We start from the raw sequence: 14098 nt of genomic DNA, 5'->3' as shown, positions 1-14098 counted from the left end.
GGCCGGCGGCGCCCCTCCTTTCTGATTGGTGTCCCCAATGATCTCCCGTCTCACTCTGGCGCTCGCCCTGTCCCTGGCGAGCGGCGGGGCCGTCATGGCCCAGACTGTTCCCCCGTCCTTGGCCCCAATGCCTTCCGCGATCGTCGCCGACGGTCCGCCGGCCATCCCGCAGGAGCTGGTGGCGGCCACCACGCCCTATCTGCAGGCCCGTCACGCCAATTTCCTGGGCTGGAACGCCGCCGACCGCTCGATGCTGGTCAAGACCCGCTTCGGCGGTTCCGATCAGGTCCACAGCGTCGCCAGGCCCGACGCCGACCGTCGTCAGCTTAGCTTCGAGGCCGAGCCGATCCTGGCCGCCGCCCTGTCGCCCAAGGGCGAGGGGTTGCTGATCCAGAAGGATCGCGGCGGCGACGAATTCTACCAGCTCTACCTGCTGAAGGACGGCCGTCCGCGCCTGCTGACTGACGGCAAGAGCCGCAACTGGTTCGGCTCCTGGTCGCCCGACGGCCGCCTGGTTGGCTACGCCTCCTCGCGCCGCAACGGCGCGGACATGGACCTCTATGTCGTCGATCCCAGCGATCCCAAGACCGATCGTCTGGTCGCCAAGGTCTCCGGCGGCGGCTGGAACATCGCCGACTTCTCGGCCGACGGCGCCAAGGCTCTCGTCCTCAATCGCATGTCGATCAACGAGGCGCAGGTCTTCGAACTCGACCTCGCCAGCGGCGTGATGAAGCCGCTGACCGACCCCAAGGCCAAGGCCTCCTTCGTCGAGCCGCGCTATGGCCATGACGGCGCGGTCTGGCTGACCTCGGACCTGAATTCCGACTTCCTGCGCCTGGGCCGCCTGGACCCCAAGACCGGGGCCTTCGTCGCCGTCAGCAAGGAGACGCGCTGGGACGTCAGCGACTTCTCCCTGTCGCCCGACGGCGCCTTCGCGGTCTATGCGATCAACGAAGCGGGCGTCTCGCGGGTGCGGGTGCTCGACCTGGCGAGCGGGGCGGTGCGCAAGGTCGACGGCCTGCCGGCCGGCGTGATCCCCTACAGCATCGGCCCGGCGATCCAGGTTTCGCCCTGGGGCGAGATCGGCCTCAGCATGGCCGCCGCCCGCGTGGCCGGCGACGCCTTCTCGATCGATCCCAAGTCGCTGAAGGTCACCCAGTGGACCCACAGCGAGACGGGCGGCCTCGACCCCGCCAAGAACGTCGAACCGCGCCTTGTCGAGATCAAGAGCTTCGACGGCGAGACCGTCTCGGGCTTCCTCTACCAGCCCGACCCGGCCAAATTTCCCGGCAAGCGGCCGCTGATTATCGACATCCACGGGGGCCCCGAAGGCCAGACCCGGCCCGACTTCCTGGGCGGCAACAACTACCTGCTCAACGAGCTGGGCGTGGCGCTGTTCTTCCCCAACGTCCGCGGCTCGTCGGGCTACGGCAAGCGGTTCGTCAACCTCGACAACGGGCCGTTCAAGCGCGAGGACTCGGTCAGGGACGTCGGGGCCTTCCTCGACGCCCTGGGCAAGGAGTCGGCGCTCGACGCCGACCGCTTCGCCGTCAACGGCGTCTCCTACGGCGGCTACATGTGCTACGCCTCGGCCACGCACTACAGCCCGCGCCTTAAGGGCGCCAACTGCTACGTCGCGATCTCCAACTTCGTCACCTTCCTGGAGAACACCCAGTCCTACCGCCGCGACCTGCGCCGGGTGGAGTACGGCGACGAGCGCGATCCGGCCCAGCGCGCCCAGCTGATGAAGATCTCGCCGCTGACCAGCGTGAGCAAGATCACCATCCCGCTGTTGGTGGCCACGGGCGGCACCGATCCGCGTGTGCCGGCCTCCGAGGCCGACCAGATGATCGCCGCCGTCCGCGCCCAGGGCGGTTCGGCCTGGCACCTGCTGGCCAAGAACGAGGGCCACGTCTTCCGCAAGAAGGAGAACGAGGACTACTACTTCTGGACCAGCATCATGTTCTGGCGAAAGACCCTCCTGGGCGAGGGCGGCCAGTAGGGGCGGGGCAGGGGCGCGGAACCTGGTTTCGCGCCCCGTCTCCTTTTTCACGAGCCGAGAGCCTGATGATGTCCATTCCTCCTGGGGCGGCGCTGGCCCTGGCGTTGGCGCTGGCGCCGCTCGCCTCGGCGCATGCCCAGATCCCTGTCGATCACCACATGCACGTGCATTCGCCGGCGATCCTGAGGATCCTGCCGGCCTATTGCGCCAGTCCTATGCGCAAGAGCCCGTGCGATCCGAAGTTCACCGCGCCGCTGACGGCCGACGACGCCCTGAAGGCCATGGACGAGGCCGGGATCAGGAAGGGCTGGCTGATGTCGACGGCCTATCTCGCCGAGAGCCCCCTGGCCGACCCCGTGCCGGATGCGCCTGGCGTCGTGCGTGAGGCCAACGACTTCACGGTAGGCCTGGCCCGGGCGCGTCCGGACCGTTTCGCCGCCTTCGTCAGCGTCAATCCCACCGCGCCCGACGCCCTGGCCGAGATCGTGCGCTGGAAGGGCGATCGCGCCGTGACCGGGCTGAAGCTGCATCTGACCAATTCCGACGTCGATCTTCGCAACCCCGACCATGTCGCCAGGCTGGCGGCGGTGTTCCGGGCCGCGGCCGACAACGGCTGGACGATCATGATCCACATGCGCACCCGGGCGTCCGACTACGGCGCGCGGGACGTCCACGTCTTTCTGGACCAGGTGCTGCCCGCGGCGGGCGGCGCGCCCGTCGTCATCGCCCACGCCGGCGGATGGGGCGGCGTCGACGCCGTCACCCTCGACGCCCTGGGCGCCTTCGCCGACGCCTTTGAGCAGGACCCCAATTCCGTCCGCAATCTGCGTTTCGATCTCGCCCAGGTCTTCAAGGCGCAGGCGACCCGCGACGAGCGGGCGAAGATGGCCAGGCTCATCCGCCGGATCGGACCCGACCGGTTCGTCGCCGGCTCGGACTGGCCGTTCGCCGAGAACCTGAAGACCTACTATTCGACGGCCTATGCTTGGCCTGAACTCTCGCACAGCGAGTGGCGGGCGATCCTGCACTAGCGGGCCAGCAGCTAGAGCCTACCCCGCCGTCGCCGCGGCGATGCGAAGAACGGGATAGTCGATATAGCCGGCCGCGCCGCCGCTGTAGAAGGTCGAGGGATCTGGCGCGTTCCAGGGCGCATCCCGGCGCAGGCGTTCGACCAGGTCGGGATTGGCAATGAAGCCCGCGCCGAAGGCGACCAGGTCAGCCTCGTTCTCGGCGACGGCCGCTTCCGCCGAGGCCCGATCATAGCCGCCGCAGACGATGAGGGGCGCGCCGAACGCCTCGCGCACGGTCGGGGCGATGCGCTCGGACGGCGCCGTGGCGACAGGTTCGACGAGGTGGATATAGGCCAGACCGCGCGCGGCCAGGCCTTGGGCCACATGGCGGACCAGCCGCCTGGGCGCTGAATCGGCCGTGCCGTCCGTGTGCGGATGAGGCGAGAGGCGCACGCCGATCCTGTTGGCGGGCCAGTGCGCGGCGGCCGCTTCGACCACCTCGAACAGGAAGCGCGCCCGGCCCTCGACGTCGCCGCCGTAGAGGTCGTAGCGCTGGTTGGCGCCGTCGCGCAGGAACTGGTCGATCAGGTAGCCATTGGCGCCGTGGATCTCGATCCCGTCGAAGCCCGCCCGGCGGGCGTTGGCGGCGGCGACGCCGAAGGCCTCGACAAGGCGGGCGATGTCGTCGCGCTGCAGCGCGCGGGGGATGGGGAAAGGCTCGGGACCGTCGGTCGTTGCGAACTGGGCCTTGGCGGCGATCGCCGACGGCGCGCCGGGCCAGCTTCCGGCCGGCAGCAGGGATGGATCGGCCTTGCGGCCGAGGTGGAAGAGCTGCTGGAAGATGCGGCCGCCCGCCTCGTGCACGGCGTCGGTCACCTTTCGCCAGGCCGCCACCTGGCCTTCGGTGTGGATCGCGGTGGTCCCGCGACGACTGATCGTCTCGGCCGAGATGTGGGTGGCCTCGGAGATGATCAGCCCGGCGGCGGCGCGCTGGACGTAATATTCGGCCACCAGGCCGGTCGGTTCGCGCGAGGCCGGCGTGCCCCGCGCCCGGCCCAGCGGCGCCATGACGATGCGGTTGGGCAGGACCAGCCCGCCCAGCGTCAGAGGTTCGAACAGCGACAGGCGACGGTTGGGATGCTGGGTCATGCTCGAGCCCTCGTGGAAGCTCGATGCTAGGATGCGATGGGTGGGCGGGAATAATGAGCAGTGCTGAACAGGGGGATTTTCAGGCGTCAACTCGGAGTCGAAAGTTCAATGGAAACAATGGTGGTTTGGGATTTCTCGCGGATGTTGAAGAAAAACTGCGCCGGGGATTTCGGGCGGCGGCCGATTTTCGATCGGAATAGGAGGCGTCACTCGTGGCCAGGCAGGCGAGGGGCGCCTATCTGCGTCGTCGGCGGCGGCCTGCCGGCCAGAGGATGAGATATGGGCAAGCAACTGAAGCTGGGCGCCTTCATGCGTCCGGTCAGCATCCACACCGGCGCCTGGCGCTATCCGGGCGCCATCGCCGACGCCAACTTCAACTTCCCGGCCATGAAGCGCTTCATCCAGACGCTGGAGCGCGCCAAGTTCGACGCCTTCTTCATGGCCGACCATCTGGCCGTGCTGAACATGCCGATCAACGCGCTCAAGCGCAGCCACACGGTGACCTCGTTCGAGCCCTTCACCCTGCTGTCGGCCCTGGCGGCGGTTACGGAAAACATCGGCCTGATGGCCACGGCCTCGACGACCTATGACGCGCCGTATCACATCGCCCGCCGGTTCGCCTCGCTCGACCATATCAGCGGCGGCCGGGCGGGCTGGAACATCGTCACCACCTCCAACCCCGACGCGGCGCTCAATTTCGGACTCGAGGAGGACATGGAACACGACGCCCGCTACGCCCGGGCGCGGGAGTTCTACGACGTCGTCACCGGCCTGTGGGACAGCTTCGCCGACGACGCCTTCGTCCGCGACGTCGAGGCGGGCCTCTATTTCGATCCGACCCGCATGCACGTGCTCGACCACAAGGGGCCCAGTCTCTCGGTTCGCGGCCCGCTCAACATCGCCCGCCCGGTCCAGGGCTGGCCGGTGATCATCCAGGCCGGGGCCTCGGAAGCGGGTCGCCAACTGGCCGCCGAGACCGCCGAGGTGATCTTCGCGGCCGGCGCCAATCTTGAGAACGCCAAGGCCTTCTACGCCGACATCAAGCGGCGCATGGCCCTTGTCGGCCGCGATCCTGACAGCCTGAAGATCCTGCCGGCGGCCTTCGTGGTGGTGGGCGAGACGGTCGAGGAGGCCAGGGCCAAGCGCGCCCTGCTCGACAGCCTGGTGCACTACGACAGCGGCATCGGCACGCTCAACAGCATGCTCGGCCACGATGTCTCGAGCTATGATCCGGACGGGCCTCTGCCCGAAATCCCGCCGACCAACGCCAGCCACAGCGCCCGTGAGCGGGTGATCGAACTGGCCGCGCGCGAGCACCTCACCATCCGTCAGCTGGCCGCGCGCATGGGCAGCTACGGCGGGCCCGCCTTCGTGGGCACAGCCCAGACCATCGCCGACGAGATGCAGCAGTGGCTGGAAGAGGAGGGATCCGACGGCTTCAACATCATGTTCCCCTACCTGCCCGAAGGCCTGGACGACTTCGTCGACCAGGTGGTGCCTGAACTGCAGCGGCGGGGGATCTTCCGCACCGAATACGAGGGCGCGACCCTGCGCGAGAACCTGGGCCTGAAACGCCCGCCCAATCGCTTCTTCGCCGACTAGGCAGGACCCAGCAAGGATCCGTCCGCCAGCCTGGCCGCATCGACGGCGCGCGGCAGGAGGCTGGCCGCGAAGAAGGTGTCGCCGACCCGCTGGAGGTCGGCGATGTCGGCGGCGGTGACCGGCGCCAGCACGGGGGTCTCGCGTTCGACCAGCAGCCTAGCGACGGCGAGCGGGGCGCTGGTGGTCTTGGAATAGACCTCGGCATAGGCGACCTTGTTGGCGTTGGCCCAGGCGTAGGCGGATTGGAACTGCCGCAGGGCGTCGGCGATGGCCCCACGCTTGAAGTCCGAGGCCAGGGCCTTGGTCGAGGCGGTCACGAAGCTGAGGCCCGTGTTGATCCCGGTCCCGTCGCGCAGCACCCGCGCTCCGTTATGCTCGGCCAGGGCCTGATAGAGGCCGAAGGTCGCCCAGACCTGGATGCGGCCGGCCTCGAAGGCGGCCTGGGCCTCGCCCGGCAGCATGAAGCCCACCTTCACGTCGCCGATCGACAGGCCCGCCTCGCGCAGCGCGCCCAGCAGCAGATAGTGGGCGATGCTGCCGCGCGCCGACGAGACGATCACCTCGGCCCCGCGCAGGTCGGGCAGCCTGCGGATCGGCGAGCCCGGCGGAACCAGCAGCGCGATGCTGCGGCCCGACGAGCGGACGGCCGCCACCAGCTTGATCGGCACGCCGGCGGCCGCGGCGGCCAGCACCGGGGTGTCGCCGGCCGGCGCGGTGTCGACCGCCCCGGCCATCACCGCCTCGAACAGCGGCGCGGCGCCGACGAAATTGGCCCAGCGGAAGGCGTAGGGCCGGTTCTGCAACAGCCCGGCCGCCTCGACCCTGGCGCGGGTCAGGTTGGCCTGGTCGCCGAGCACCAGCACCTCGTCGGGCGTGCGTCCGCCGCAGGCCGAGACGGCGGCGCCGGCCAGGCCGGACGCCAGCAGGCTCCGGCGCGAGAGGAAGGAAGGGCGCGTCGTCATCAGAAGTCGTACGCGATCTTGCCGTAGTAGAACCCGCCGCTCGGCGCGAACGGCGAGGGGCCGTAGACCGAGCTGGCCACCCCGGTCTTGGCGTCGCCGGGGCCGTTGGCGTCGGGCCGCACATCGAACAGGTTCACCGCCCCGACTGACACCCGCAACTGCTCGGTGACGGCGAAGCCGACGTCCAGATCGGTGATCCACTTGGCGCCGTACTTCACGTCCTGGGCCGGATCCTGCGACCGCTGCCAGGTGACGCCGCCATAGCGGGCGGTCTGCAGGTTGACGCCCAGCTTGCCCAGGGCCCAGCGGCCGCTCAGCACCCACTTGGTCTGCGGGTTGCCGACCGTCAGTTCGCCCTGCCGGTCGCGGCCGAAATAGTAGAAGCCGCTGTCCAGCGTCCCGACGGCCGAAGGCGTCGCGGCGATGCGGTCGAGCTTGGTCTTGTTGTAGTTGAACGCGGCGCTGAGGTTCAGCCCGCCCCAGCGGCCAAGGTCGTGCTTGGTCTCGGCGACGATGTCGACGCCCGTCGTCGTGGTGTCGACGGCGTTGGTGAAGTAGGCGACGTATTCGGTGCCGGAGAAGCCGTTGGCGACCAGGGCCGCGCGCACCGTCGGGCCGTAGAGCAGGCTGGTGCGGATGATCCGGTCCTCGACCACCACGCGGTAGCCGTCGATGGTGACGCTGACGTCGTCCAGCGGCCGCCAGACCGCGCCGAGGCCCAGGTTCCACGACTTCTCGGGCTTGAGGTCGCTCGCGCCCAGGGCCTTGGCCAGGGTCGAGCCGTTGCGGGCCAGGTACGAGAGGCTGGGCACCAGCACGTTGTTGATCAGGGCGGTGCGGTTGTCGGTCTGGGCGTAGCCCAGCTGGCTCAGCGACGGCGCGCGGAACCCGCTGCCGACCGTGCCGCGAATGGCGAACCGCTCCGTCACGTCCCAGCGCGAGTTCAGCTTGCCGCCGACCGTGTCGCCGGAGCTGTCGTCATTGTGCTCGGCCCGGACGGCCGCCCCGACGTACCAGGTCTCGGCCGGATAGATCCCAAGATCCAGATAGCCGGCGACGACGTTGCGGGTCAGCCGGGCTTCGTCCTGCGGGCGCAGGGTGATGGCGGCCTGCGCCCCGATCGCCGCCAGCTTGCCGACATTGGGATCGCCCTCCTGGTCGCCGGCCTGGATCACGTAGCCGCCGTTGGCGTAGCCGAGCGGATCGCCGGCGAAGGTCGAGAACCTGTCGGTGCGGTACTCCGCGCCCCACGACACCTGCACCGGCTTGGCCAGGCCGAGGTCGAAGCCGCGGGTGACGTCGAGGTTCTGGGTCCACTGCTCGAACTGGTAGGTCGCCAGGTTGTCGAAGCGGGTCGGCGAGGCGCGGCCCAGCGACGGGTTGATCGTGTAGTCGCTATACTGGCGCACCCGGTTCTTGCCGTAGGAGGTGCTGGCGTCCCAGCGCCAGCCGGCGGTCACGCCGCGCCCGCCCGCCACGACCTGGAAGTCGTATTCGGCGGTGTTGTTGAGCGGATAATAGCCGTCGGGCGAAAACCAGGTGAAGCTGGCCGTCTCGTTGGGCCGGCGGAAGTTGTTGCCGATGACGGTGTCGCGCTCGCCATAGGTGGCGAATGAATAGAGGACCGTCTCCTCGCCCAGCTCGTATTCGGCGTTGTAGGCCAGGTTGAAGGCCTTGATCTCCGGGTCGCCGTTGTGGGCGCCGTCGCCGCTCCAGGTCGCGTTCTTGGCGTTGGAGGCCGGCGCGTAGATGGTCTTGTTGCTGGCCGCGAAGTTCCACCACGCCAGGCCGCGCTTGCGGGCGTCGGCGCTGAAGTGGATGAAGCCCCTGTCGCCCAGGGCCAGGCCGAAGTCGGCCTCGGCCTTGTAGGTCTCCAGGTCGCCGTAGCCGTCATAGAGGCTGCCGGCGGTGATCCCGACATGGCCGCCCTTGGCGCCGCGCTTGAGCTGTACGTTGATGACGCCGGCCACGGCGTCGGAGCCGTACTGGGCCGCGGCGCTGTCCTTGAGCACCTCGATGCTGCGCACCGCGCTCAGCGGCACGAGGTCGAGATCGACCGGATTGACGCCGCTGTTGTCGCCCGAGCCGTTGGTGATCTGGGCGCCGTTGTGGCGGCGCTTTCCATTGACCAGCACCAGGGTGTAGGCCGGGCCGAGGCCCCGGTTGGTCACCGGCCGGACGATCGAGCTGATGCCTGCTGAATTGCTGGCGAAGTTGAACGACGGCAGCAGCTTGCCCAGGGCCTCGCCGAATTCCGAGCGGCCGGTCAGCTGCAGCTTCTCGCTGGAGATCACGTCGATCGGGGCGGGGCTTTCGGCCACCGTGCGGGCCACGCCGCGCGAGCCTGTGACGATCAGCTGATCGACCTCGACGGCGCTGTCGGCGGCCGGGTTGTCAGCGGCGGGGGCTGGTTCCGCCGCTTGCGCCGCGACATGGATCAGCACCGAAGTCGCCGCGCCGAAATACAAGCGTGACAACGGCGACCGTATCGCCCGTCGCGCATGTTTTGAAATTTCTGAAAACAACATCGATCGCCCCGGTTCGATTTCAGTCAGGGCGAGAGGTAGATTTCAATTTTGATCACATTGGCATCGATTATATTCAATGCATGTGATGAGCGTTGTTTGAATATTTAGGAAATTTGCAAGGCGGAGTCAGGTGGGCTGATAGCCGAGCGCCGGCGCGGCCAGGAGGCGGCGCCGGCGCGGGGCCTCAGTGCGGCGCGTCCGTGCCGACCACGGTGACGCGTTCGACGATCCGCTCGTGCGGCCAGTAGTCGAGCGTGGCGTAGTGCTGGGTGGCTGTGTTGTCCCAGAACACGATGGCGTTCGGGCTCCAGCGGAAGCGCACCTGGTATTCCGGCTGCTTGACCCGCTCGACCAGGAAGGCCAGCAGCTTGCGCGCCTCCTCGTCGGGAAGGCCCAGGATCCGCGTCGTGAAGACGTGATTGACGAACAGGTGCTTCTCGCCGGTCACCGGATGGTGGCGCACCACCGGGTGGGTCTTGGCCGGATAGTCGCGGATCAACTGCTGGCGCTTTTCCTCGGTCACCCGGTAGCCGAAGCTCTGCAGGATGTCGTGCTCGGCGGTGAGGCCCGCGATCCTGTCCTTCACGTCCTGGGGCAGGTCGGCATAGACGGCGGCGGTGTCGGCGAACAGGGTGTCGCCGCCCCATTCGGGCAGCTTGCGCGCCCGCAGTATGCCGGCGAAGGACGGCTTCTCGCGGAAGGTGACGTCGGTGTGCCACTTGTTGGCCGCGCGGGCGTAGGGAAGGATCTGCTCGGTCACCTTCAGGCCGTCGGCGGCCTCGATGTGCAGGATCTCGGGATAGCCCGGCACGGTGGCGGTGACCGGATGGCCTTCCAGGTCGCCGAAATAGCGGCCGAAGCGGATGTGGTCGTCGTGGCTGACGTCCTGGTCGCGGAAGAACAGCACCTTGAAGCGGGTCAGGCCCGCGCGGATCGCGTCGATCACGGCGGGGGTCAGGTCCTGTCGCAGGTCCAGGCCCGAGACCTCCGCGCCCAGCAGCGGCCCGGCGGGGGTGAAGGTCAGGCCCGCGTCATTGGCGGCGTCCTGGAACGACTTGGGATCGGTGATGGCGTTCATCGCGGGCTCCTTCAGGCGGCGGCTTGCGGGACGGGGGCGACCAGGCGGCTCGACACGCCGTCGATCGAGACGGGCACGTCGCCGGCCAGGGTGACGCGGCGCATGACGCGGTGCTGGTCGCCATAGTCGTCGACGGCGTAGTGCTGGGTGGCGCGGTTGTCCCAGATGGCCACGTCGCCGGCGCGCCAGCGCCAGCGGACCGTGTTCTCCAGCCGGATCACCTGCTCCTGCAGGCTGTCGAACAGTCGCCGGGAGTCCGCGGTCGACAGGCCCTTCAGCGACTTGACGAAGTGGCCCAGCACCAGCGTGCGCTCACCGGTCTGCGGATGGACGCGCACCACCGGATGCTCGGTCTCGTAGACCGTCGAGGCGAACACCGCGCGATGCTTCTCCAGCGCCTCGCGGCTGAGGTCGGGGCGGGCGGCGGCGTAGTCGTAGGCGTTGGTGTGGATGGCCCACAGCTGGTCGGCCAGGGCCTTCAGCGGCGCGGGCAGACGGGCATAGGCCTCGGCGGTGTTGGCCCACACCGTGTCGCCGCCGTACTCCGGCGAGACCACCTGGCGCAGGATCGAGGCCTTGGGATAGGCCGGCAGGAAGGTGACGTCGGTGTGCCAGCTGTTGGCGCGTCCGCCATGCTGGGAGTCGAGTTCCAGCAGGTACTTGGTGCCCTCGCGCACCGGCACGGTCGGGTGGGCCTGGGGCTGGCCCAGGCGGATGGCGAAGGCCTCCTGGCCCGCGTCGTCCAGGTGGTGCTGGTCGCGGAAGAACAGCACCTTGTGCTTCAGCAGGGCCGTCTCGATGGCCTGCACCGCGTCCCGCGACAGGTCGGCCGACAGCCGCAGGCCGCGCACCTCGGCGCCGATGCGGCCGCCGACGCGCTGGATGTCCAGCTGTGTTTCGCTGGTCTCTGTTTCGATGGGAAGGTGTCCGTCGGCGCTCATGGGGGATCCTTTCGGAGGAGAAAGAGGAGGCGGCTATTCGGCCGCGACGGGGAGAAGGGCGGGCTCGGCGTCCTGGTCGTCGAGGGCGGCGCGGATCTGCCGGTGGCGGGCCTCGTCGAGATCGAAGCCGGCCAGCAGCAGGGCCGAGGCGGCGTGCGCCAGGGCCGGACCGAGCGCGAAGACGAGCTTGAGACCGAGCAAGGCCTCGGCGGTGTTGGCCACGCCCGGCTTGAAGCCGAGCAGGGCCACCAGCGGCAGGGCGACGCCCACGGCGACGGCGGTCGCCGACTTGGAGGCCAGGGTGAAGATCGAGAACAGCAGGCCGGTGCGCTCTTCGCCGCTCTCCAGGCGCTGCTTGTCGGCGACGTCCGAGACCATGGCCCGCAGCATCAGGTTGCCGGAGTTCTGGGCCAGGCCCTGGGCGATGGTCAGGGCCAGCAGCAGCGGCAGGGCCTGCGGGACCACCAGCAGCAGGCCCAGGTTGATCGCCACCTGCACCAGCTCGCCAGCGATGGCGGTTTTGTGCTTGCCCAGGCGATAGCCGATGGCCAGCCAGATCGGACCGGCGAAGACGCCAAAGAAGAACTGCAGCAGGAAGAGGCCCGCCGCCAGGTCCGGCCGGCCCATATAGGCCGAGACGAAGAACACGAAGAGCGAGCTGCGGATCAGCTGGCCCAGGGTGACGGCGAAGTCCGAGGTCAGGATCTTCAGCAGCAGGCGGTCGCCGAAGATCGCCGCCAGGGCCTGGCCGACGCGGACCTTGCGGTGCTCGACCCGCGGCGGGGCGGGCGGCTCCTTGACGAAGACCAGCACGGCGGCCGCCGACAGCGTGAAGCTGACCAGGATGAAGCCCGCCATGGCCGCGACCTTGCGCCCGCCGTCGGCGGCCTGGCCGGGTCCGGCGAGGCGGTCGAGGATCGCCGGCAGGATCAACACCAGCAGCAGGCCAAGCGCGATGGCCACCTGCACGAAGGTCTGGACCTTGCTGCGGCCGTGATACTGGCTGGAGAGCTCGCCGGCCCAGGCCGTGACCGGGATCAGGATCGCCGCCCAGGCCAGGTAGAAGACGGCGAGCCAGGCCGCCAGCCACACCGGCCCCGGCCGCTCGACGCCGAACAGGCCAGGCGTAAAGACGGCCAACGTCGAGACCAGGAACAGCGGCGCGGCGCCCAGCACCCAGGGCTTTCGCCGGCCGATGCGCGTGCGGGTGCGGTCCGACAGCGCCCCGACGACCGGGTCCAGCGCCGCGCCCCACACCTGGGTCAGCATGAACACCGCCCCGACCGTGGTCAGGCCCAGGCCCAGCTCCTGGGCGTAGTAGGGCGGCAGGTAGACGGCCAGCGGCAGGCCCGCGCCGGCCAGCGGAATGATCAGGCTGGCGAAGATCGAAAGGCGCAGCCAGCCCAGCGGGCGATCCTGAGGCGAAGGGGTGTCGGTCACGGCGGTCTCCGGCGCGTCAGGTCGTTTGCAGGTCGGGGGAGAGAGCAGGCGCGGGCGCGGCGTCCGGCGCGCGGACCGGCCGGCGAAGGCCCAGGTGCTCGCGCAGGGTCGAGCCGTCATAGGCGTCGCGGAACAGGCCCCGGCGGCGCAGCTCGGGCACGACCAGTTCGATGAACGCGGTCAGGTCGCCCGGCAGGGTCGGCGGCAGGATGTTGAAGCCGTCGGCGGCCCCGCCTTCGAACCAGGCCTGGAGCTGGTCGGCCACCTGGCGCGGATCGCCGACGACCACCTTGTGGCCGCGGGCGGCGGCCACGCGGCCGGCCAGCTGGCGCAGGGTCAGGTTTTCGCGCCGCGACAGGTCGACGAACAGCTTCTGGCGGCTCTGCCAGCCTTCGGTCACCGGCAGGTCGGGCAGGGGCTCGTCCAGCGGCAGGCTTGACAGGTCGGCGCCGGCCATGGCCGACAGCAGGCCGATGCCGATGCGCGGATCGACGAGATTCTGCAGAGCCTCGTATTGGGCGCGGGCCTGGCTTTCCGTCTCGGCGACGAAGGGCATGATCCCAGGCATAACCAGGATGTCGTCGGGGCTGCGACCTAAGCCGGCGGCCTGGGCCTTCAGCCCTTGCGTGAAGGCGCGCGCCTCTTCCAGGGTCTGCTGGGCGGTGAACACCACCTCGGCCGTGCGCGCCGCCAGGGCCTGGCCGTCGCCCGACGATCCGGCCTGCACGATCACCGGCCAGCCCTGCACGGGCCGGCTCGACTGCAGCGGTCCCTGGACCGAGAAATGGCGGCCCACATGGTTCAGGGGTCGCACCTTGGCCGGATCGAAGGCCCGCTGGGCGTCCTTGTCGAACAGCCAGGCGTCGTCGTCCCAGCTGTCCCACAGGCCCTTGACCACCTCGACATATTCCTCTGCCCGGGCGTAGCGCTCGGCGTGGGCCAGCTGGTGGTCGAGACCGAAGTTGCGGGCCTCGGCGTCGCTGCCGGAGGTGACCAGGTTCCAGCCGACGCGGCCGCCGCTGATGTGGTCGATCGAGGCGAACTTCCGCGCCAGGTGATAGGGCGGCAGGTAGGTGGCCGAGACCGTCGCGATCAGTCCGATCCGCGTGGTCAGCGGCGCCAGGGCCGAAAGCAGGGCCAGCGGCTCGAAATAGTAGGGCGTCGGCGCCCGGGCCAGAAGCTCGGGCGGACCGGCGGGGAAGGCGACGTTGTCGGCGAAGAACACCGCGTCGAACCCCGCCGCCTCGGCCGCCAGGGTCAGGCGGCGGTAGTGCTCGAAATCGACGAGGTCGGCGGGGCGGACGTCGGGATGACGCCACGCCGCCAGGTGGTGGCCGACCCCCATCAGGAAGGCCCCGAGCTTGATCTGGCGGCGGGCGCTCATGC

Annotated in this window: 10 protein-coding genes; 3 read left to right on the top strand and 7 right to left on the bottom strand. The window is 69.4% G+C overall.

Features of this window, described 5'->3' with window-relative positions; translation table 11 throughout:
• Positions 1 to 37 precede the first annotated feature (37 nt).
• Positions 38 to 2002, top strand: a complete 1965-nt coding sequence (locus AC2YHT_RS14670) for a prolyl oligopeptidase family serine peptidase (protein ID WP_487290526.1) — start codon at positions 38 to 40, stop codon at positions 2000 to 2002.
• A gap of 68 nt (positions 2003 to 2070) precedes the next feature.
• On the top strand, positions 2071 to 3033 hold the full coding sequence (locus AC2YHT_RS14665; protein WP_487290525.1) for an amidohydrolase family protein: 963 nt from the start codon (positions 2071 to 2073) through the stop codon (positions 3031 to 3033).
• Between the two features lie 18 nt (positions 3034 to 3051).
• Here AC2YHT_RS14665 and AC2YHT_RS14660 read toward each other — a convergent pair whose 3' ends face one another.
• On the bottom strand, positions 3052 to 4161 hold the full coding sequence (locus AC2YHT_RS14660) for an alkene reductase (protein WP_487290524.1): 1110 nt from the start codon (positions 4159 to 4161) through the stop codon (positions 3052 to 3054).
• A 279-nt stretch (positions 4162 to 4440) separates the two neighbouring features.
• On the opposite strand from AC2YHT_RS14660, the gene AC2YHT_RS14655 reads away from it, so the two are divergent.
• Complete coding sequence (locus tag AC2YHT_RS14655) at positions 4441 to 5763, top strand: LLM class flavin-dependent oxidoreductase (RefSeq protein WP_487290523.1); 1323 nt, start codon at positions 4441 to 4443, stop codon at positions 5761 to 5763.
• On the opposite strand, the gene AC2YHT_RS14650 is transcribed toward AC2YHT_RS14655, so the two are convergent.
• The 6 genes from AC2YHT_RS14650 to AC2YHT_RS14625 form a co-directional block, all read right to left on the bottom strand.
• Positions 5760 to 6725 carry an ABC transporter substrate-binding protein gene (locus AC2YHT_RS14650; protein ID WP_487290522.1) on the bottom strand — a complete coding sequence of 322 codons (966 nt, stop codon included), beginning with the start codon at positions 6723 to 6725 and terminating at the stop codon, positions 5760 to 5762. The two genes, AC2YHT_RS14655 and AC2YHT_RS14650, sit on opposite strands and share 4 nt — an antisense overlap.
• Positions 6725 to 9202 carry a TonB-dependent receptor plug domain-containing protein gene (locus AC2YHT_RS14645; RefSeq protein ID WP_487290521.1) on the bottom strand — a complete coding sequence of 826 codons (2478 nt, stop codon included), beginning with the start codon at positions 9200 to 9202 and terminating at the stop codon, positions 6725 to 6727. Before AC2YHT_RS14645 ends, AC2YHT_RS14650 begins: the two co-directional genes overlap by 1 nt.
• A gap of 235 nt (positions 9203 to 9437) precedes the next feature.
• Positions 9438 to 10331 (bottom strand): TauD/TfdA dioxygenase family protein, encoded by an 894-nt coding sequence (locus AC2YHT_RS14640; protein WP_487290520.1) that lies wholly within the window; start codon positions 10329 to 10331, stop codon positions 9438 to 9440.
• Positions 10332 to 10342: 11 nt separating this feature from the next.
• Complete coding sequence (locus tag AC2YHT_RS14635; protein ID WP_487290519.1) at positions 10343 to 11272, bottom strand: TauD/TfdA dioxygenase family protein; 930 nt, start codon at positions 11270 to 11272, stop codon at positions 10343 to 10345.
• 33 nt (positions 11273 to 11305) lie between these two features.
• Positions 11306 to 12712 (bottom strand): MFS transporter, encoded by a 1407-nt coding sequence (locus tag AC2YHT_RS14630; RefSeq protein ID WP_487290518.1) that lies wholly within the window; start codon positions 12710 to 12712, stop codon positions 11306 to 11308.
• Between the two features lie 16 nt (positions 12713 to 12728).
• Complete coding sequence (locus tag AC2YHT_RS14625) at positions 12729 to 14096, bottom strand: LLM class flavin-dependent oxidoreductase (RefSeq protein ID WP_487290517.1); 1368 nt, start codon at positions 14094 to 14096, stop codon at positions 12729 to 12731.
• Between the last annotated feature and the right edge of the window lie 2 nt (positions 14097 to 14098).

The organism is Caulobacter sp. SRI_008, assembly GCF_057586355.1.
The sequence above is the reverse complement of the archived record's forward strand: the minus strand, read 5'-3'. Positions and strand labels throughout refer to the sequence as shown.

Excerpts from the sequence above, each read along its gene's own strand:
- AC2YHT_RS14670 (WP_487290526.1), top strand. The coding sequence starts at position 38 with ATGATCTCCCGTCTCACTCTGGCGCTCGCCCTGTCCCTGGCGAGCGGC.
- AC2YHT_RS14655 (WP_487290523.1), top strand. The coding sequence starts at position 4,441 with ATGGGCAAGCAACTGAAGCTGGGCGCCTTCATGCGTCCGGTCAGCATC.
- AC2YHT_RS14625 (WP_487290517.1), bottom strand. The coding sequence starts at position 14,096 with ATGAGCGCCCGCCGCCAGATCAAGCTCGGGGCCTTCCTGATGGGGGTC.
- AC2YHT_RS14635 (WP_487290519.1), bottom strand. The coding sequence starts at position 11,272 with ATGAGCGCCGACGGACACCTTCCCATCGAAACAGAGACCAGCGAAACA.
- AC2YHT_RS14640 (WP_487290520.1), bottom strand. The coding sequence starts at position 10,331 with ATGAACGCCATCACCGATCCCAAGTCGTTCCAGGACGCCGCCAATGAC.
- AC2YHT_RS14665 (WP_487290525.1), top strand. The coding sequence starts at position 2,071 with ATGTCCATTCCTCCTGGGGCGGCGCTGGCCCTGGCGTTGGCGCTGGCG.
- AC2YHT_RS14650 (WP_487290522.1), bottom strand. The coding sequence starts at position 6,725 with ATGACGACGCGCCCTTCCTTCCTCTCGCGCCGGAGCCTGCTGGCGTCC.
- AC2YHT_RS14660 (WP_487290524.1), bottom strand. The coding sequence starts at position 4,161 with ATGACCCAGCATCCCAACCGTCGCCTGTCGCTGTTCGAACCTCTGACG.